This window comes from Microbulbifer mixtoriginis (SeqCode), from assembly GCF_052467515.1.
Genome location: NZ_CP174314.1, coordinates 3,038,255 through 3,057,814 on the forward strand (window position 1 = coordinate 3,038,255; position 19,560 = coordinate 3,057,814).

Annotated in this window: 16 protein-coding genes; 5 read left to right on the forward strand and 11 right to left on the reverse strand. The window is 47.5% G+C overall.

The features are described from left to right. Positions 1-78: 78 nt before the first annotated feature. Both ACJJIT_RS13090 and ACJJIT_RS13095 read right to left on the reverse strand, forming a co-directional pair. The gene (locus ACJJIT_RS13090; protein WP_444898664.1) at positions 79-1,290 is read right to left on the reverse strand and encodes a hypothetical protein; all 1,212 of its coding nucleotides are present in this window, start codon (positions 1,288-1,290) and stop codon (positions 79-81) included. Positions 1,291-1,480: 190 nt separating this feature from the next. Beyond that, entirely contained in the window at positions 1,481-3,067 is a 1,587-nt protein-coding gene (locus ACJJIT_RS13095) for a sodium:solute symporter (protein WP_444898665.1), read from the reverse strand. A 264-nt stretch (positions 3,068-3,331) separates the two neighbouring features. Here ACJJIT_RS13095 and ACJJIT_RS13100 point away from each other — a divergent pair, with 264 nt between their 5' ends. The 5 genes from ACJJIT_RS13100 to ACJJIT_RS13120 all read left to right on the forward strand — a co-directional run bounded on the left by ACJJIT_RS13100 (position 3,332) and on the right by ACJJIT_RS13120 (position 10,839). Continuing rightward, the gene (locus tag ACJJIT_RS13100) at positions 3,332-4,552 is read left to right on the forward strand and encodes an ROK family transcriptional regulator (RefSeq protein WP_444898666.1); all 1,221 of its coding nucleotides are present in this window, start codon (positions 3,332-3,334) and stop codon (positions 4,550-4,552) included. 95 nt (positions 4,553-4,647) lie between these two features. Continuing rightward, the gene (locus ACJJIT_RS13105) at positions 4,648-5,631 is read left to right on the forward strand and encodes a hypothetical protein (RefSeq protein ID WP_444898667.1); all 984 of its coding nucleotides are present in this window, start codon (positions 4,648-4,650) and stop codon (positions 5,629-5,631) included. Between the two features lie 446 nt (positions 5,632-6,077). After that, the gene (locus ACJJIT_RS13110) at positions 6,078-8,582 is read left to right on the forward strand and encodes a TonB-dependent siderophore receptor (protein ID WP_444898668.1); all 2,505 of its coding nucleotides are present in this window, start codon (positions 6,078-6,080) and stop codon (positions 8,580-8,582) included. A 205-nt stretch (positions 8,583-8,787) separates the two neighbouring features. Beyond that, complete coding sequence (locus tag ACJJIT_RS13115; protein ID WP_444898669.1) at positions 8,788-9,708, forward strand: ROK family protein; 921 nt, start codon at positions 8,788-8,790, stop codon at positions 9,706-9,708. 231 nt (positions 9,709-9,939) lie between these two features. Continuing rightward, the gene (locus tag ACJJIT_RS13120; protein WP_444898670.1) at positions 9,940-10,839 is read left to right on the forward strand and encodes an alpha/beta hydrolase; all 900 of its coding nucleotides are present in this window, start codon (positions 9,940-9,942) and stop codon (positions 10,837-10,839) included. 70 nt (positions 10,840-10,909) lie between these two features. Here the strand turns inward: ACJJIT_RS13120 and ACJJIT_RS13125 are convergent, their stop codons facing one another. The 9 genes from ACJJIT_RS13125 to ACJJIT_RS13165 all read right to left on the reverse strand — a co-directional run bounded on the left by ACJJIT_RS13125 (position 10,910) and on the right by ACJJIT_RS13165 (position 19,449). Further along, positions 10,910-11,920, reverse strand: a complete 1,011-nt coding sequence (locus ACJJIT_RS13125) for an alpha/beta fold hydrolase (protein WP_444898671.1) — start codon at positions 11,918-11,920, stop codon at positions 10,910-10,912. Between the two features lie 442 nt (positions 11,921-12,362). Further along, positions 12,363-13,319 (reverse strand): hypothetical protein, encoded by a 957-nt coding sequence (locus ACJJIT_RS13130; protein ID WP_444898672.1) that lies wholly within the window; start codon positions 13,317-13,319, stop codon positions 12,363-12,365. A 242-nt stretch (positions 13,320-13,561) separates the two neighbouring features. Next, the gene (locus ACJJIT_RS13135) at positions 13,562-13,936 is read right to left on the reverse strand and encodes a hypothetical protein (protein WP_444898673.1); all 375 of its coding nucleotides are present in this window, start codon (positions 13,934-13,936) and stop codon (positions 13,562-13,564) included. A gap of 78 nt (positions 13,937-14,014) precedes the next feature. Then, positions 14,015-14,386 (reverse strand): hypothetical protein, encoded by a 372-nt coding sequence (locus ACJJIT_RS13140; RefSeq protein ID WP_444898674.1) that lies wholly within the window; start codon positions 14,384-14,386, stop codon positions 14,015-14,017. 380 nt (positions 14,387-14,766) lie between these two features. Then, a complete protein-coding gene (locus ACJJIT_RS13145) occupies positions 14,767-15,195 on the reverse strand; it encodes a hypothetical protein (RefSeq protein ID WP_444898675.1) in 429 nt (142 codons plus the stop codon). Positions 15,196-15,324: 129 nt separating this feature from the next. Then, positions 15,325-15,924 carry a hypothetical protein gene (locus tag ACJJIT_RS13150; RefSeq protein ID WP_444898676.1) on the reverse strand — a complete coding sequence of 200 codons (600 nt, stop codon included), beginning with the start codon at positions 15,922-15,924 and terminating at the stop codon, positions 15,325-15,327. Between the two features lie 77 nt (positions 15,925-16,001). Then, complete coding sequence (locus tag ACJJIT_RS13155) at positions 16,002-16,343, reverse strand: cupin domain-containing protein (RefSeq protein WP_444898677.1); 342 nt, start codon at positions 16,341-16,343, stop codon at positions 16,002-16,004. After that, complete coding sequence (locus ACJJIT_RS13160) at positions 16,343-17,758, reverse strand: RDD family protein (RefSeq protein ID WP_444898678.1); 1,416 nt, start codon at positions 17,756-17,758, stop codon at positions 16,343-16,345. Before ACJJIT_RS13160 ends, ACJJIT_RS13155 begins: the two co-directional genes overlap by 1 nt. Beyond that, positions 17,758-19,449, reverse strand: coding sequence for an Hsp70 family protein (locus ACJJIT_RS13165; RefSeq protein ID WP_444898679.1), 1,692 nt, complete (start codon positions 19,447-19,449; stop codon positions 17,758-17,760). Before ACJJIT_RS13165 ends, ACJJIT_RS13160 begins: the two co-directional genes overlap by 1 nt. Between the last annotated feature and the right edge of the window lie 111 nt (positions 19,450-19,560).

The window sequence follows — 19,560 nt, forward strand, 5'->3', positions numbered from 1 at the left end:
TTCAATGTATAAGACCCGCATAATATTTAAGCGGATCTTATACAGGCCACTCTGACCTTCATTATAAACCTACGGCGCTTAAATCACGGGATCAGAGATTATCGTGACATTTTCCAGGCCATAATACTCTACAACCCAAGAATAACTTTCATACACTTCATAGCGGTCTGGGAAAGCTTTACCCACCACATCCCAGCGTTTACGAGATTTAGAATAACTTGATCCTTTGATCACACCAGTGAAATTGAATTCGTCACCGTTATGGGGATTAGTCACAGTAGTGGTATAAGGGATTTCAACCTCGCTATTTTCTACCATCATACGTGCCACCAGTAGGCTATAAGCGGGTACACTCGCGGGCATCGCTTCCTTAACGGTTCTCTGATTACTAACCGTCGAAGTTTCTCCAACCGTAGTTGAGGCTGAAAAAGTTTCAGAAAAATTGAACGTGATCGAGCCACTATTTTCAACGGTACCCGGAACTCCAACCTTGTAACCCTCAGTCAAGCTCACGCCGGCAGTCACCGAGATGCCGAGTGTATTGGTCCAGGTATCAGTTTCGCTCTTGCCATCCGTATACCAAACTTCGGTACTATCACTCTGAGTTACGCTAGAAAAATTCTCCAACAACCTCTCACCAAAGAAGGTTTTTGTATTCTCAGGGGTTTCCACAATTTGATCCCAGTGTATTTCAACCCCACTCTCAACCAGATCAAAACGGTCAGCCACACAAGGGTAAATACTCCAAATCTTGCTATCTCCTGCGGTACCAGCAAAACCCACAACTGAACGGGTACCAATACTTAGCTGATACTCTTGCCACTTATGCCAACCATTATTACTGCCAAAAGTTATCTCTCTAGTAGAGTTATTTGACATATCTTTTAAGTAAACACGGATACGAGAAATATTGCCATCGCGTTTCTTATAAAAACGCCAACCCTGGATATATTCCATATCTCCAAGGAGTTTGCGGAATCCTGAACCAGTCGTTTTACCCACCTCGTCATCATCAGCGTATAGATATTCAAGCTTTAAGCCTTTGATGCGTTCATCCCCGCTATAACTGCTAATAGCAGCTATTTTATCTCCCGGCACACGCTTGATGGAATAGCTATCACACATGTCAAAGTCACTGCCATTACCACTCTTACCATAGGAGAATATTTCATCATATCGCAAGGTTCCGCCTTTATCAGCGGTATTAAAATAGAGATCCAATATATTGGTAGTTGCTAAAACCGGGGCAGAAAGAAAAAACCCCATCACCACTGTAAAGATATACCTCATGGCATTACCCTTTTATTAATTGTGCTATCAGTCCGTCATTGTTAGTTACCTCATTACCTCTACCACCTGAGTATTTTCTCTTTTCGCACCTCCTTTAAATGCTTATTAAGGGGTTCCATCCTGTGTGAGATTCTTTTAAATCAGTAGATAGCTTTTATCCGTTATACTCATTGAGACACAAACTCAACAATCACCAGAAACTGCCCACCACCAGGGCAGTAGTAATCAGCAGTAATACTGAAAGTACACGATAATTGCGCCATAAGGGCTCACTGCGCAGCGCCTCGGTTTCCGCATCAAAGTCTTTGCGAGACCAAACAAACTGCCTAGCTTCCTCACTAATCTTTGCCGGGCTTATCAAGCTGGAAGCCACCAACACCATGGAGCAGAAAACAAAGAGGATTGGCGCTATATAAAGGAAATGTAAATTAGTCCAACCCAGCACCTCATTAGCGAGGAATAGAGTTACTCCTCCGGCAGTGCCCAAAACCAAAGTGGTCATTGCGCCCTTGGAGGTCGCTCCCTGCCAAAAAAAGCCAATTAGGAATAGAGCCAAAACAGGGGGTACGGCATAGGAAAGTACTTTTTGCAGATATTGGAACAGAGAACCAAAATTCTCTATCTGCGGCGCCCACAGCACAGCCAGAACCATAAAGATGAAGGTAACCAGTTGCCCCACGCGCATCAGCTGATGCTGATTCAAAGAGGGAAAACGCTGTCGCACGAAATCCATCGTCACCAATGTAGATGCAGAGTTCAGCGTGGAGTCAATCTGAGACATAAGGGCTGCAACAAAACCAGCCAAGACCAATCCCAAAATGCCCACAGGTAACAATTCAAATAGTAAGGTTGGATAAACCATGTCTGCCCGTTCCAGCTCGGGGAATAGGACAATCGCCATAGTGCCGGGCAGGACCATAATAAACAGCACCGGCAATTTCAGAAGACCGGCAAACAACGCTCCCCAGCGTCCGTGGTTAATATCTTTGGCGCTCAGCACCCGCTGTACCATGAATTGGTTGGTACACCAGAAATAGAACCCCAGTAAGGCCACTCCTGTAACCAACCCCAGCCAAGGCACACTGGGATCTCCGATTGGACGAATCAAACTCAATTGATGGGCGGATACCTGGGAAACCACATTCTCCCAGCCACCAGCGCGATCCAGAGCGAAGATACTGATCAGAATTGAGCCAAAAATCAGTAATAGAGCCTGGATAGTATCGGTGTAAATTACCGCAGCCAAACCGCCGGCAATCGTGTAAATACCTGCGATCACCGCCAAAATCGAAATGGTCACTGACATCGGCATTTCAGGAAAAATCAGCTTCATCACTAAGCCTCCGGCATAAAGGCTGCCGGCGGTATCCACCACGATATTCAGGAAAATTGTCAGACCGGAAAAGTAAGTCCTGGCGGTGCGATTAAAGCGCCGCTCCAGCATCTCGGGCATGGTGTAGATGCGGGAGCGAAGTATTGTCGGCAGATAAAAAATCGCGAAAAAAACCAGGATGACAGCAGCCATCCACTCATAGTTGAAGACTGCTATGCCAGTGCTATAGGCATCGCCTGCCAAACCAATCAGGGTAGTACTGGAGATATTCGAAGCGAACAGGGAAAGCCCTATCAGCGGCCAAACCATCTTTCGCCCAGCAAGGAAGTAATCTTCAGCAGTGTCGTGGCGACGACTGAGATAGAGCCCCAGGCCAATTGTGAAAACGAAATAGACGACCAAAATGATCGCATCGATGGGGTGGAGACCAAAATCGACCGACATAACTTCCTCGTTCACCGCTAGCTGCGTATTTTTTATGGTTTGCGGAACTTGCAAAAAATTAAATCACAGTGATTTAATTAAGTAAAGCAAACCATCAAAATATAAATAAATCCTTTAAAATCAATAAATTATGGAAAAAACCGTTCATCTCACTTTCATTGCTTACGCTAGGTAAACGCAATAAAATCCTATATGGACCTATTTGTCACCAATAGTCTCAGATCAAACTCTCGGATACGCGTTTTCTACAAAAGGGGCACAGAGATGGGTAAGGGAAGTAATTCCAGCGGCCTGCGTCGCTATAACGAACGGGTTTTGCTAACCGCGCTGCGGAAAGCAGGTACTGCGTCCAAGTCTGACCTGGCGCGCCTCACCAACCTCACCCCCCAGGCCGTTACACGCATCGTGGATGAATTGGAGAGTACTGGCATGGTTATGCGTGAGGGACGCAGGCTTGGCGGCAAAGGCCAGCCCTCCATCATGTACACCATCAACCCCACCGGTGCTTACTCCATAGGCATTAAAGTCGGGCGGCGTAATGTTGAATTATTGTTAATGGATTTTGGCGGCAATATTTTGAAGAAAATATGCCAGGAATTTGAATGCCCTGAACCCGACTTTCTACTCAGAAATATAGAATCAGGTATCGAAAATTTAAGTGCAGAATTAGTCAAAAAAGACCAATCCAAGCTCGTCGGCGTTGGTATCGCCATGCCCTGGTTTATCGGTGCCTGGACAAAAGAATTGGAAATGAGCGATACCCTGGCGAACGAATGGCGAGAAATTAACTTCGCAGAAGAGGTTTCCAAAGGCACCCACCTACCCGTCTTCTTTGAAAATGACTGCTCTGCTGCAGCAGTCGCCGAGCTGCAATTCGGTAAAGGCACTGAAGTTTCCGATTTTCTTTATATCTTCGTTGGCACTTTTATCGGCGGCGGCCTGGTGCTTAATAGCAGCCTGGAGACTGGTGTACATGGCAACTCAGGCAACCTGGCCACCATGCCAGTCCCTGCCTCCAAGCTCAGTAGCACCCCAGAACCCGAAAGGGCCTTCGAGACCTTACTTAATCGAGCCTCACTATTTGGCTTGCGCCGACACCTGCGCGCCAACCAAATTAATATCAATGACTCTGCTGATTTATTGTCAGTGATGGATCAGGCCCGCCCACTCATACAGGAATGGCTGGACGACTGTGCTGATGCACTGGTTTACGCCATTCTCTCCGCAGTCAGCGTACTGGACCTTGAGGCCGTTATTATCGATGCGCACCTCCCGCGATTCCTGCTGGAGGAGCTGGTGGAAATAATCTCCAGGCGAATGCAGCAAGCCGCCCCGTCCGGAGTTTTCAAGCCCCAGATAATGAGCGGCAAGATCGGTATTGATGCCATCGCGGTTGGCGGTGCCATCCTGCCCTTTTACTCCAATTTTGCACCAGATAAGACCGTGCTGTTGAAGGGCGGAGTACCCGAGCGGGTTCCGGTTTAACCTGAAATATAGCGAGAAAACAAGGCTCAACTAATTAGGCATTAAAACCGTATTGGTTCGTTTTACATAATCATAACAGTGAGGTGACCAGCGAGATGGCATTTAACCTAAAAGACAAATGGGTTTGGGATTTTTGGTTCGCCGTTGATGGCGATCAATACCATATGTTTTATCTACAAGCGGATAAATCCCTCGGCGATCCAGAGCTACGCCATTGGCATGTCTCGATCGGTCACGCCATTTCCACCGACCTGATTCATTGGACCCCAACGCAAGACGCGATAAAACCCTCCCAATATCAAGAGGGTGACACCGATGAGGCTGCAGACTCCTACACAACCTGGACCGGCTGCGTACATAAAGAGGGCGATACCTGGTACATGTTTTACACGGGTACCAAACGCTCAGAAAAGGGGCTTATTCAGCGGGTCTGCCTGGCCACCTCGAAAGATCTTTTAAACTGGGAAAAACATCCGGAAAATCCTCTGGTGGAGTTAGACCCCAAGTTTTATGACGGTCTAAACCTGGAATACTGGCATGATGCCTCCTGGCGCGACCCCTGGATTGTCAAAGATCCCGATCAATCCCATTATCATATGTATGTCACTGCCCGTTGTAATCAAGGCAGCCCCGACGGGCGCGGCGCAGTGGGTTATGCCAGCTCCACCGACCTTCTGCACTGGAAAGTTGGAGAACCCATACTGGCACCGGGCTGGTATGGAGAAATGGAAGTCCCGCAGATTGAAAAAATCCAGGGCCGCTACTATCTCTTCTGCTCTGTCTCCACTCAATTTCACAGCCAAGCCCACCGCCAGTCTATGAGCGGAAAACCACTTACCGGCACCAAGTATTTTGTCTCCGATGCGCTAAATGGGCCCTATACCGTTATTGGTGATGGATTCCTCGGTGCTGACGAGCAGGGCAGCCTATATTCCGGTCGGGTGATACAGGGGCCAGACCAACACTGGAATCTGCTCGCCTTTAACCGCAACGATGCACAAGGCAATTTTATCGGCGGGATTTGCGATCCCAAGAAGATCAAACTCCTTGCGGATGGGCAACTCACATTGGCAGAGTAACGATAGATGACCAACGGCATCTTGCGAAAGTACCGGTGCCGTGCCGCCTGCCAAGTATCCACCAGGGCCGAAGACTTCACCTAACCTGTAAGCAATCAATAGCTGAAAACTTCCCACTGATTGCAGTTTCTTTAGATATTTACCCCCAAGATCTCAGTAAAAACCCTTCCCTTTGCCCCCCCCACAATCCAAGCAAATTTTCTTCAGCACCCAAGCAGTACCCGGTCTCCCTCCATTGAAGAATAACTCTCACTGATTGATTTAGTTACACTCTTAAAATAAACAGGTAAATTTTCCGAAAAATTCTATTGCCCACATTAAATCACAGTGGTTTAATAAATAAAAAATGGCCATCCAGCCATGCTAATCAAGAAAAAAGAAGAGCCCAACCTAAATGGGCCTCCAGTGAAAACTAATAACCATAAGTGATGATTGAGGAGAGCGTCGTGAAGGCAGAAGACTTTCAAGCCGATTGCAAATGGGTCAGAGGTTTTAAACCAAGTTCAATCGCCCTGGCGATAGCGGTGGCATCCAGTGTTAGCGCTGCGGTAACCGCCCAAGAGCAGTTGGAGATTGAGGAAGTCATCATTACCGCTACGGCCCGCCCCGTAACGAAAATGGAATCCAGCATCTCTGTTAGCGCCCTAGATACCGAAGAATTGTCTCACTACGCTCCCCGCTCAACCGCAGAAGTTTTCCGTAGCCTGCCAGGTATACGCGCTGAATCTTCTGGTGGTGGTGGCAATGCCAATATCACGGTAAGGGGAATTCCGCTTGCCACTGGTGGCTCCAAGTACATGCAGATCCACGAGGATGGGCTGCCAGTACTCGAATACGGCGATGTCAATTTCGGCAATACCGACAACTTTATTCGAGCCGATTCCTCCCTATCCCGCATTGAAAGTGTACGCGGCGGCTCCGTCTCCACCTTTGCCAGCAACTCCCCCGGCGGTGTGATCAATATGATCAGCAAGACTGGAGAAGAAGAAGGCGGGAATATAGGCCTCTCCTTTGGTGCAGATTACGATGAAACCCGCCTGAACTTCGGCTACGGGCACCACCTCAGCGATACCCTGCGGTTTTATGTAGGCGGCTTCCTGCGCGAGGGGGAAGGTGTTCGTGAAACCGGCTTTGATGGCGATTCCGGTGGCCAATTAAAAGCCAATCTCACCAAAGATTTTGACAACGGTTATGTGCGCCTTTACTACAAACACCTGGACGATCGGGTGACCACTTACCTACCCGGCCCGGTAACTTATAAAGGCAATGGAGAGTTCGGCACTGTAGCCAACTTCGATGCCAGCAGCCAGACCCTGCACTCAGACAATTACCGCGATATTCCTACTTTCGATGCCTATGGCAACCCGGTAAATCGGGATCTCAGCGACGGTATTGAATCCCTGGTAGAAGCCTATGGATTTGAGAGTCAATTTGAATTTGAGAATGGCTGGACCATTACTGACAAGTTCAGAATTTCCGATATAAGCGGTAGCTTTATCTCCCCCTTTACTGACACCTTTGGCAATTACGGCCCACAATCCGCACAAGGTATGGCAGACCTGATCTGTGTCAATGCCGTTAGCGGAGAGGGTTCTGCAGTGGACTGTAGTGCAGGAACCACTGTGGCCTACGCCAATGGCGGAGAGGTCGATGAATTAGCCTATCTGAACTTATTGTTCGATACAGAAATCCATGATCTGGGATTGATCGTCAACGATTTCAAAGTCGATAAGCTCATTAATGACAATATTGTTGTTTCCGCAGGCTTCTACTACTCCAAGCAAAATATCAAGACCAGCTGGAATAGTTGGAATGCCCTAATCCAAAGCGTGGATGGCAGTAACTCCCAGAATCTAACCATCACAGCGAATGCCAGCGGGGATTTGTTAGTCGATGATGGCCTCTGGTCGGCAAGCTTCCTGTCCTATGCCTGGGATCTGGAATATGAAACCTACGCTCCTTATATGAACGTGTCTTTCGATGTTGGGGACTTCACCTTCGACTTCAGTGCACGCCACGATATGGTCAATGCAAAGGGCTCTCTGGTTTCCAGTTGCTGTGGTGGCGATACCGATTACGATATCAACGGAGATGGCATTATCAGCGATGTGGAAGATGCGAGCGCATCCGATGCCTTTGGTTTTACCGGTGGCATTATCACTATGGCTAACGGCAATACCCAACTGGTCGACTATGATGCAGATAACACCTCTTTCTCCCTTGGCGGCAACTATGCCATCAATGACAGCATGGCGGTTTTTGCTCGTTACAGTGAAGGTGGCCGCGCAATTGCCGATCGCCTGCTGCAAATTAGCGGCGCTTTAAATAGTGATGGCAGCCTCAGCGACACCACCGATGGCTTTGATTCTGTTGACCAGCTGGAGATCGGTTACAAGTTTAGCGCTGGTGATTTTGATATTTTTGCCACCTACTTCAATACCATCACCGAAGAAACCAATGCGGAAATCACCAGCGGCCTAACTTTCGTACGCGAGTATGAAGCACAAGGTATAGAGCTGGAAGGCTCCTATATTTATGGCGATCTCTCGGTTAACGGCAACCTGACCTGGACGGATGCCGAAATCAGCAAAGATGCGAATAACCCATCGGTAGTCGGCAATACCCCCCGCCGTCAGGCAGATATTATTTACACCATTACCCCGCAGTATAATTTTGGTGACAGCCTAACCTTCGGCGCCAGCCTGCAGGGCTCCACTGAGTACTATGTTTCAGATTCCAACCAGCTGAAACAAGATGGTTATGTGTTGGTGAATCTGTTCGGCTCTTATTATGTCACTGAGGATCTCACCGTCTCCTTTAATGTAAACAACCTTACTGATGAATTTGTTGTAACTGAGGTTGAAGAGTCTTACGCAGAAGCTGGAGATATTGTTCGCGGCAGGGCCATCAGCGGCCGTTCCACCAGTGTCAGCTTCAATTACGCTTTTTGATCGTTGTCCTCCCTACTCCAGTAAGTCGTTTGCAGCCCGTTTAGGGTTTCTTGCAAACACCGGGTGTCCAGCCTCCCCGTTGGCACCCGGTCTTTTTCTTCAACGAAAAACTTACTGCAGTCACTCCTCCAGTGGAGTAGCCTGTTAAAATTAACCGACCAAATATTTCTTTAAATAGAATACCCAGCCAGTGGAGCAAATTAGGATGGAAGTGCAAGGCAAAGCAGTAAATACCTTGCTTGGAGGCATAGAAGCCGGCGGCACAAAATTTAATTGTGCAATCGCCGCAGGTCCCAATGATGTCTGGGAGAGGGCCAGCTTCCCAACCACCACACCGGAAGAAACCCTCGGTCAGGTCATTGAATTTTTCCAGGCCGGCGCCCAACGCCATGGCCCTATTTCCACACTCGGTGTCGCAAGCTTCGGCCCGGTGGATTTGAACCCGCAATCGAGCCAGTACGGGTTTATCACTAACACCCCTAAAAATGGATGGTCCAATACCAACCTGGCCGGTCAGTTACAGGGGGCACTCTCTATTCCTGTAGCTTTCGACACTGATGTCAATGGCGCAGCGCTGGGAGAACACCTGTGCGGCGCCGTTGTAGGTGTAAAGAATTTTGTCTACGTCACCATCGGCACCGGTATCGGTGCAGGGGTCATGGTAGATAGCAAACTGGTAAACGGCGCCATGCACCCGGAAATCGGTCATATGCTGATGCCGCAAGACCAACAACGGGACCCCTACCCTGGTCACTGTCCTTTCCATGGCAATTGTCTGGAAGGCCTCGCCTGCGGCCCCGCTATTGAAGACCGCTGGGGCCTGCGCGGCCAGAGTATGGACAGTGATCATCCAGCCTGGGATTTACAGGCGGAATACCTAGCCACCATGTGTATAAACCTGACCAGCTGCTACTCACCGGAACGAATCATCCTCGGTGGCGGCGTTATGGAACAAGCGCACCTGTTTACACGTATTCACGACAAGTTTCTCGACCTGGCGGGTGGTTATTTCCCCCAGGTATCCCAGCGCAATATCCGCTCTTTTATAGTCCCACCAAAACTCGCCGGCCGCTCCGGAGAGGTCGGCTCTCTGCGTATGGCCCAGGCACTTTGCTCCAGCTATTAGATAACCAAATCCTCCCTCACAGGATGTGGAAGCGCCAGGGGTATATTCCTGGCGCCACTCCACCCGCCAAACTGCGCCCCACAACTCCCTTTCCAACTTATATACTCATCTTTGCGACTGTTGGCACAGCGCAAGGTAGCTAGTCTCGTATCCGATCTGATAGGCTTGTCAGTCTTGACCGCCCACTGACGCGGCTGAGCACACTTAAGCGTGGCTCATTAAGGGATAAAGATGAAAATAATTAAAATATTGTTTACAGGCTTAATGGTTTTGGCCACTCAGTGTGTGCAAGCCGGCACCGCTGAACCCACAACATTTACCCGCCAGGGCATTCTCTCTTACAACTTTCATTCCGACTTACTGGGGCGTGGATTTGTAATTGATGTGCTACTGCCGCTCTCCTTTAACCCCGAAGACAATACCCGGTATCCGGTCATTTATATGACCGACGGGTATATGAACTTCCCTATGGTGGCACCGAACCTGATCCACGAACAGGTACCCGATGAGCAAGGCAATACCAAGCTACCGCCAGTGATTTTGGTGGGCATCTCACACCCCCTGGACAGTTCCAACTTTACCCTACGTTTAACAGATTTTACTCCAGTACCTGGAGAGATTAGGGGGAATACTCTGGGTGGTGGCGCCAACCAATTTCTGGCGTTTTTGGAGAACGAGCTCAAGCCTTTTATCAATAATTCTTTCAAGGGAGATGAAAGTGACGAAACACTGGCTGGCCACTCCCTCGGCGGGCTCTTAGCCCTGCACGCCCTCTTCAATCACACCGATAACTTCGACCGCTATGTGATCGGCAGCCCCAGCATCTGGTGGGCGGATAAGCAAATTCTAGAAAGTGAACTCGCTTATGCCGAACGCCAGACTGACTTACCGAAAAGCGTGTATATGTTTATTGGTGGGGAGGAAATCTGCTTAGAAGAAGGAGAGGTTTGCGGCGTTCAAGATTTTAGGGACCTAGCCCAGCGACTCAAGTCCCGAGATTATGAAAATTTGACTCTACGCAAGCGAGTCATTAAGGGTGAAAACCACGATACCGTAGTTAATCCAGGTTACGATAAAGGGATAGAACAGGTTTTTAAAAGCAAAGTGCTACCACGAAAGTATTCGTTTTAATCGAACCTGTCGGCCCTAGAGCAGAGAAACGCTACAGGGCCCTGACACTACTCGCCTGGCTTGCTATCCATTACTCATACGCGTCACTAATACACTCCTCGGCCTCTAAAAAGACTAACATAGTCTTCTCCAGACTTTCTGCTGCGTCCATAAAAGGCAAGTGATGGCTATCTTTTAGTACCGAGAAACATTTACTCCCTTTATACCTTTTATAATCTGCCTTTACCTGTAAAGGCGTGGTAATGGAATCATTCTCACCGACAACGAATAGCGCTGGTATCTGTAAATGATCGATACCTCCATTAATGCTCATCGCCTGAAGCTCATCGTTCATCTTGTCAGCCAGGCTTCCACGCCGCTCCTGCCACCCAGGGAACTCTTCATCAATTTTTTCAGCGGCTAAAAAACCTCGAATATCAACTCCGTTCGCGATACCACCATTCGCTCGACTCGCCCACTTGGATAGCAGCAAATAATGCTCAGAGGGAGAGTCTTGATATTTTTGTAACTCCTGTATGGCTAATTGGTTGCCTTCCTCCTTCGCCCATTGCAGGGTTGCTTCAAAGCTGGCTTCTGCCTGCTTCTGCGCATCCTGGAAGGAAGAGATAAATACCAACCTCTCCAATGTCTCAGGATGCTCACTCGCATAGAGAGCTGCAAGCCCCCCACCCCAAGAGTGACCAACTAAGGTAACCTTATCTTTCTTATAGTGCGTTTTTAAAAAGGAAATCACATTGTGTACATCTTGAATATTGTTCTTTATCGTTAATGTGTCTTCGCTCACCTCTAGAGACTTGCCGGCCCCCCTTTGATGAAGATAAGCCACTAAATACCTTTCTTCGAGCGCCCGCCCAACAGTTACCTGAAATGGAACTAACCCCAACTCCACATCTCCCGGGCCGCCATGTAGAAACAGAATTAATGGTTTAGAAGGGTCACGACCTGACACCTCTAGATGCAGCTTTGCACCATCACTATCCACTACTCCTTTATAAACGACCTCTCCCGCAAAGGTGTGCCCGGCAAATAAAGCAAGAGAAGTCCTTACAAGGAAAACATTCAACCACTTCAAATTTAACATATCTTCACCAAAATAAAGTTATAAAAGAGCTTAGGATTTTCAGTGCCCAACTAACAAGATATAAGACAACAATACGATGCTCTGACTTCAAAGAATTTTTATTATAAAAAACCATACAAAACATCAACTTTGAGGTGAGACGAGAATAAAATCAGGTAAAGCAGGAGCCCGCTGAAAAATCTAAAAGCCCACATTCTTAATGGTTAAGAGATACACCAAATCCAAGATCTATTAATAGGAATGTGCAGCTCGTGCCGCCAGGGTTTAAGTGGCATATTTTTTTAAAATCAGTGCGACCACCAGCTGAATCAAAGCTTATTGCTTCACAGATCACAAATAGCCGACCTTCACCGCCCCAAGCATTTAAGCTCCAAGAGAAATTCAAGAATTTCATGGGTATACTACGAACTACCCAAGCAACAATTCACAAAGATGATAAACTTTAACCCCGCTCCAAAAGTTGGCCGACATTGTGCTCCTTGTTAGCTACCTTTAGGGCCTCCCCAAAACTCAAAATAGAAGAACTCATTGATCTCGGTGATAGCGCCTTCAAGTTTTTCACTGAAATCTCCTCAACGTCGGAGAAAGGTGCAAAAAGTGAAACCTCTTCTAATATATCTAAATCACTACTATAAGATTTTAGCGGAGATACTCTCAAAATATCGCCAGGTATATTTGGGATGTGTACATCAAGGCAAAAACCGTTAATAAAAGCAATTTTAGAAAGAATAAATGGCCATGGCGAAAACAACCGGTGCTCCAACCCCCAACAAGGCTCAGCATCTCGATGCCTTAATACCTTTGGAGACAAAAATTCACTTATAGCCGCCTCCATCTCATGAATATTCCCTTCGCACAGAGCAATATAAAATCGGCAGTCAATAGCGTAAAGCTTGTATTTTTTAGGAGACCCTGACAAAAAGGCCTCAGCTCTACTTTTCAACAAGCCCCAATCACCGGCAAGCGCCAGCCTAAGTTGCAGAGCATGGAATTCAGGGTTGCTTATATTATCGCAAACATATTTACCCTGACTTTTCCTTAGTAAAGGAATGAAATATTGCTTGCCCCAATGGATTAATTCCGGACTATCTGACATCAATGGATACAGGAGCTGACTATCTGGACTCTTCCCCATATCAGCAGGATAAAAGTGTGAATATAAAGCTAGCACCCTACCAACATCAAATGCAGATTTTTTCGCCTGTTCGATATCACCCTGCTTAAATAAAGCCTGTAAAGTCTGCGCTTCAAGAGTATCCATTAACATGAGCAATGGCCCACTCACTTTACCTCCTTCACTCAGGAGGCGCTTAAAGCTACTTTCACATCGTTCTATATCTCCGGGTTTATCAGAAATTTCTAGCCGCTTTAACCCATCCAAGAAAACTCGATCACTCATCTATAAACAACTTATTAAAAATTAACACTGAAGCCCTTAAGGCTAATAATTACAAAATATTTTCATAGCCACCGGGCATACAACATAGAAATTCAAACTCCTCAGACGATCTTTTGGACCAAGGTGAACGAGATAATCTCTATAAGGTTTTAGATTGAATAGATATATACAAACCCACAAGTTCACCAGATCCCTATAACTAGGCGACATTGAATCAACGATAACCACCTTCACTAATAAACTTATCGTCCACGCGCCTCTAGAAAATCAACCCACTGCTCGACCAGCCCCTTAAACTCCAGCGTTGGCAACTCTAGGTCAGGAGAACCCATGTCGCTTATGAACTTCGTGTTCTGATGCTCGATATAAGCCAACCCAAAAATATCAGCACCGAGTTCAGTATATTTTTTTTCTCCAGACAAAACTGAATCTATTTCCGGCAACACATCCTTTTTAATTTCTTGAGAGACTGCCCACATCTGAAAAAAACCCTCCAAGACCTCCTCTTCATCCAGCTTAGGATACAAGCTATAGCTATCATATATTTTGACTATGTCTATTCTTCTGTCTGCAGTCCTTAGCTCGCCCACCACAGAATAAGGAGCGTAGATTTTCATCGATTGTATCCCCACAAAAAAATTCCACTTGACATCAAAGACAAGCCGTACCGAAGCAACGATACTCCCTCATTAAACTTATTGGCCATGTGTCTCTAGAAAGTCAACCCACTGTTTGATTAGCTCTCTAAACTCCATTGTCGGCAATTCCAGGTCAGGAGCCATCCCCCCTATAAGCTTCGTAGTCTGAGGTTCGATATAAGCCAAGCCAAAAATATCAGCATCGACATCCGTATAAGCTACCTTGCCAGATATAACTGAACCTACTTCCGGTAACAAACATTCCTTAATATCTTGAGAGGTGTCCCAAGCTCGAAAAAAATCATACAAAATCACGTCTTCATCTAGGTCTGAACACAGAAAATAGGCGCCACTCTTTTTGATTATATCTATTCTTCTATCTGCGACCTTTAGCTCGCCCACCACAAAGAAAGGAGGATAAATTTTCAACGACCATATTCCCCAAAAAACTCACTTAAGCTCAAGCGCTAAGCTGTGTTGAAGTAACAGCTTTTAACAAGTACAAGCAATCTCAGCCCACCCCGCAATCTAATTACGCTGATTGATGGTACGGTTTGAGCTTAGGCGGCCGTACATCACGTACCCCACCTAAAAAACAGTTAACCAACCAGCCGTTTACCCAGCGGTAAGGTGAGAGTGAAGTTCAGTAGGCACCAAAGACTGCAACCATTGCCTTTTTACTCAGTTTTTTTCTAGTGACCTAATTGGCCATCAATAGATAAACCAGGTAACGAATTACCAGTGCCGTTGGTGTCCACGCTTACCAGCCTGTTATCACAATAGAAGCGACAAAGCCACCCATCTCTACATCATTTTACTTGCAAATATTTACTGCCAATATATCGCCCACCAACAATACAGGGAATATATATTATTAATGCATATACAATGGCCCACCCAGAAGAATTCATAAAAGCAATAAAAGTAACCAGCAAATAGGGGGGCGCCGCTACAGCCAATACAATTTTGGCATTCATTGAGGCAGTATCCTCACTTGTACGCGCCGCCATAGCACCACCCAATAACAATATCAGGGGTAATGAGATAATACTCACCAGCAAGTACAGGGAATAGAAAGGAATAGCAGATAATAGATACAACCAAGAGGCCAAACCCGCAGTAACGATAAAGAATGCTATACCACATGCCGCCGGGCTTTGCGGTATATTCTTACTGGTTGCTGCACGGTAAAGTGCAACCAATATAGCAACAGCCCCAACTATTAACAAAACATTCATATTAAACCTCAATTCCGTTATCTACAGTCGCACAACAAAAACTTGAATAGAAAACTCACCAGAAATTACATATCAAGTAATTAACAACCCACCACAAAAAGATAACTCACCCAACCTTACAGCTATTTTTTAGGAAAAATAATCGAATATCTTACCTATAAGCTCTAGATCCTGATAGCCCTTAGGATCAATTTCTTTGCGAAGTACTCGTTTTATATAATCCGTATCTCCAAGCAATCCACGCACAATGCAGTAGTATGAAGCCCAGATACCACGTGTTTTTTCAGGGACACTTAGGTAAAATGACTCTTGGCTATTTAGACAATATTGCTTTCTTAAGTACGCCTCCCCAAACTCGATTATATTAGCCAGATCACGCATAACATGTGCCACAGCTTTTTCTTGGCTATCAAAATCTTTAGCGTAAGTTGTTTGGCTATAAGAGGTTTCCAAATCAATATCTCTAACACTTACTGAAAAAGTAGGAACCCGACTCAAAGAGAGACCGGATAAATGAGATAAAATATCTTCCACCTCTTTGATGTATACACCTGCAGCCGGCTGCATTGTTACCGACGCAGGAGAGCCACAAAAAGTCCAGAAAGGATCTATTAATAGATCGCAAAATTTCGTTGGGCGATATCGATACCGTTTAGATACAAACTTCCAATCTTCAAGCTCTTCCGCCTTCAGTTTGGCTGCCGCAAGAACATCTGCTTTAAATGTCATATCACCTCTAGAAAAGCAAAACTGCTTACAAAGGAGCAAGCAGCTAATCAAGTCTTTATTGCACTAATAAATTTGCTCTACAACTCCACCCGATCCCCATGGCTAGGCGGCGTTGAAGTAACGATAAAAACCAAATCTATAGAAGCCATATTGAACAGCTGATGAGGAATCCCAGCGGCTATATGCAAACCCTGGCCGGGAGAGAGTAAATACTCTTCGCCATCACATTCAATAGTGGCCGTGCCCTGTAGTACAAAGAAAAACTGTTCAGATTGCCGGTGCAGGTGTCGAACTTCTGAGCAACCAGGAGGCACTCTCTCCTGAATCACACTGAGAGAATTGGTTCGTACCAAGTGCCAGCCATCGCAGCCCTCCCCCCAGGAGTAGTGCGCAGCATTCTCTTTTGAGACGACAGCCATCAATCCTCCCCCCGCAATCTCCGCAAATACTCCTCGCGGGATTTACGCATGTTGATGACATGGCTTGCGCTGAGGCGGTCGTGCATCAGGTTTCCACCTAAGAAGCAGTTAATCAACCAACCGATCTTTCCCAGCGGTAGGGTGAGAGTGAAGCTCAGTAGGCGCCAAAGGCCGTGGCCATAGCCTATTCGCTCAAATTTTTTGTTGGTGACCTTATAACCCATCAAATATTTACCCGGCGTCGCCTGAAAGCGGGAGCTCTCTGCAATCCAGGCCATCAGCAGATAGGCCAGGCAACAGATTCCCAACGCCATGGTTGTGGCGGCGCCTTCTGGCATATCGTAAACCTTCATCATCACAATGGAGGCGATAAAGCCAACCGCGACGTACAACAACAATACATCCAGTAAGACCGCAACGCCTCGGGCCAGCAAGTGGCCAAAGTAGTATTGATCATAGGTTTCTTCCGGCTGGGTGATTTTCTGCCGGATCAGCTTGCGCCCACCTCGGAGCCCTTGGGCGGGGTCTACAGTAACTTCTTCGCTTTGCAGCGAATTAAATATGCAATCACAAAGGGACTCATCCAAGGCGCCGTATAAATAGGAGGCATTACCATTCCAGTCGAACAAGCTATTGCAATACTGAAGAATATTATTAGAAATCTGAGCTTGTTTTTTACCTTGAGAGGTAGCTTCACTAGCCTGCAAATTTATTCTGGCAAAACGTTCGAAGATTGAGAGACCCAGATTCCAATTATATTCCTCATCGAGCATATAGGGTGTATCGGTGAGAAAACGCCAATGCTCTTTTACATTGAAATTACTGGGTTCTTGCAGCAGCCTATCCACTTGCTCCAACACCTGATGGTACTCGGCAATTCGCAGTGCTCGCTGTGGGTCTTGTTCAGTGTCATCCTCTTCAATAGGATTTTCTTGCACATTATCTTCTTGTGCATTCTTAACTTCAGGATGCTGCTCTTCAGCATGTTTCTCTGTCGAGGCCCCCTGCTGTCTCTCACCCCCAGCTTCCTGATCCTGGGCTTGGTTCAGGTCAAGAGAGACTTTTGATGGAGCTTGCTCAATAGCTTCTGAAGAGATTGGGGAGTGGTCTTGATGATTTGGCTCACTATTTTGTTGCACCTGGGGCTCTGCCTGCACGGCCTCAGGGGAGAGTGCAGCCCGCTCAACACTGGCAACTTCCGCAAGCACCTCGGTACTTTGCGGTTCCTCACTTTCCTTTTTCTCTTCTTTAAGCTCCTCAGCGGCTTTCAGGGCCCATTTATAGGCGCTATGTAACTGCTGAAACTCTTCAGGCTTTTCATCCGGGCGGGTTTGCTTCAGTTTTTTTGCGTAGGCGCGCTTGATTGCCCGCGCATCATCGCAGGGCGCTAGCTCGAGTATCTCCCAGGGGCTCATTAAATCCAATCCTCACCGTCGAGCTTATCGAAAATTTCAGTGAGTTCGGCACGCGCCTTACCAATCTCCACCAGGTTTTGTTTATCCAAAACCCGATCGAAGCTGGCGAGTAATTGAGCAATATAATCGCGCTGCTCGCCGAGGCTCGCTTCATACAAGCGCTCACCACGGGCGAGCAGCGCCCGGTTTTCCTCATCTTCACGGGGATGAAACTTGAGCTTGGCCAGTTTTTCCAGGGCTTGGGCTTTATCCTGTTCATTCAGGGCGCCCGGCGTAAATTCCACTAGCTTATTAAATGTTTTACCGGTGGAAATGACAGTGACATCCACTTCCAGCAAACCGTTCATATCGTAGCTGTAGCGCACTTCCACCACTTCCTCGCCCCGGGGTTTCTTGGGTACCGGCACCGTGAGTTCGCCCAGATAGACATTTTTCTTTACCAGACGATTTTCCCCCTGGTAAATATCGATACAGACCTCGTCCTGATCATCGTGGGCAGTGCAGACGCTACGCACGATACTCACAGGTACCACGGTGTTGCGCTCAATAATCGGCAGGAAGTAATTGCCCAGCTGCGGGCTATCTTCGTTCACTATGCCGGTACCCAGGGTGTAGGGGCATACATCGGTGAGGACGATATCATCCAGCGCGGAGTTTTTTTCCTTGAGCCCGGCTTGAATAGCCGCCCCCATGGCGACAACAGTATCCGGGTCCAGGTGGCAGGAGGGTAAGCGGCCAAACATACGTCCCACCATAGAGCGGAACAGGGCCAGGCGGGTGGAGCCTCCCACCAATACCACTTCGTCAATTTTAGCGGGTGGCAAATCGGCATCGCGCATGGTGCGCTCAATCGGGCGCTTGGCTCTCAGCAGCAACGGAGTGCTGAGTTTCTCAAACCATTCGGGAGTCGCTTTCCATTCGAGTTCGCGTCCACCGAGGTTTAATTTAAGTAACTGCTCTGCTTGCTGGCTGATACGGCGCTTGGCCGTTTCCAGCTGCATATACAGATTCTGCAGTTCGCGCGGTTTCAGGGAAGATTTTTTCAGCTGCAATTCTTCCAGAACGCTGTCGATCATTGCCTCGACAAAATCCTCACCGCCCAGATAGTTATCCCCGGCACTGGCATGTACTTCCATAATGCCATCGAAGAATTCCAGGATGGAGACATCGAAAGTACCACCGCCCAGGTCTAGCACCAGGAAATTCCCCTCCCGCTTATCGTGCAGGCCGTAGGCAATTGCCGCAGCGGTAGGCTCGTTGATCAGGCGCTCTACCTTGAGGCCTGCCAGCTCTCCAGCCAATTTTGTCGCCTGGCGCTGGTTATCGTTAAAGTAGGCGGGCACACTGATTACCGCTTCGCCGACCTCTTCCCCCATAAAGGCCTCTGCATCCTCTTTGAGAGAGCGCAGTACCAAGGCGGAAAGTTCGGTAGCGGTAAATTGCTGGCGACCCAGTTTGACTTGATGATCGGTGCCCATCAGGCGCTTAAAGGCGGCAACGGTGGTATCACTGTGATTGATCAGGCGCTCTTTTGCGGTTTTCCCCACCACTAGCTTGCCAGTGTCATCCAAACCAACCACCGATGGGGTCAAGGCCTCTCCCAGGCGATTGGGAATCAGCTTCACGCCATCTTCCGTTAAAACCCCACAGGCGCTATTGGTGGTACCCAGGTCAATACCAATAATGGCCATAAATCCCCCTACCTATTTTTCTTAAAACTTGATCAAGCACAGTCGTACCAACGGGTTTTTATACGGTATTTCCCGCAATCTGGTTGGCGCGATATTCTAAGCGCCCCTGCA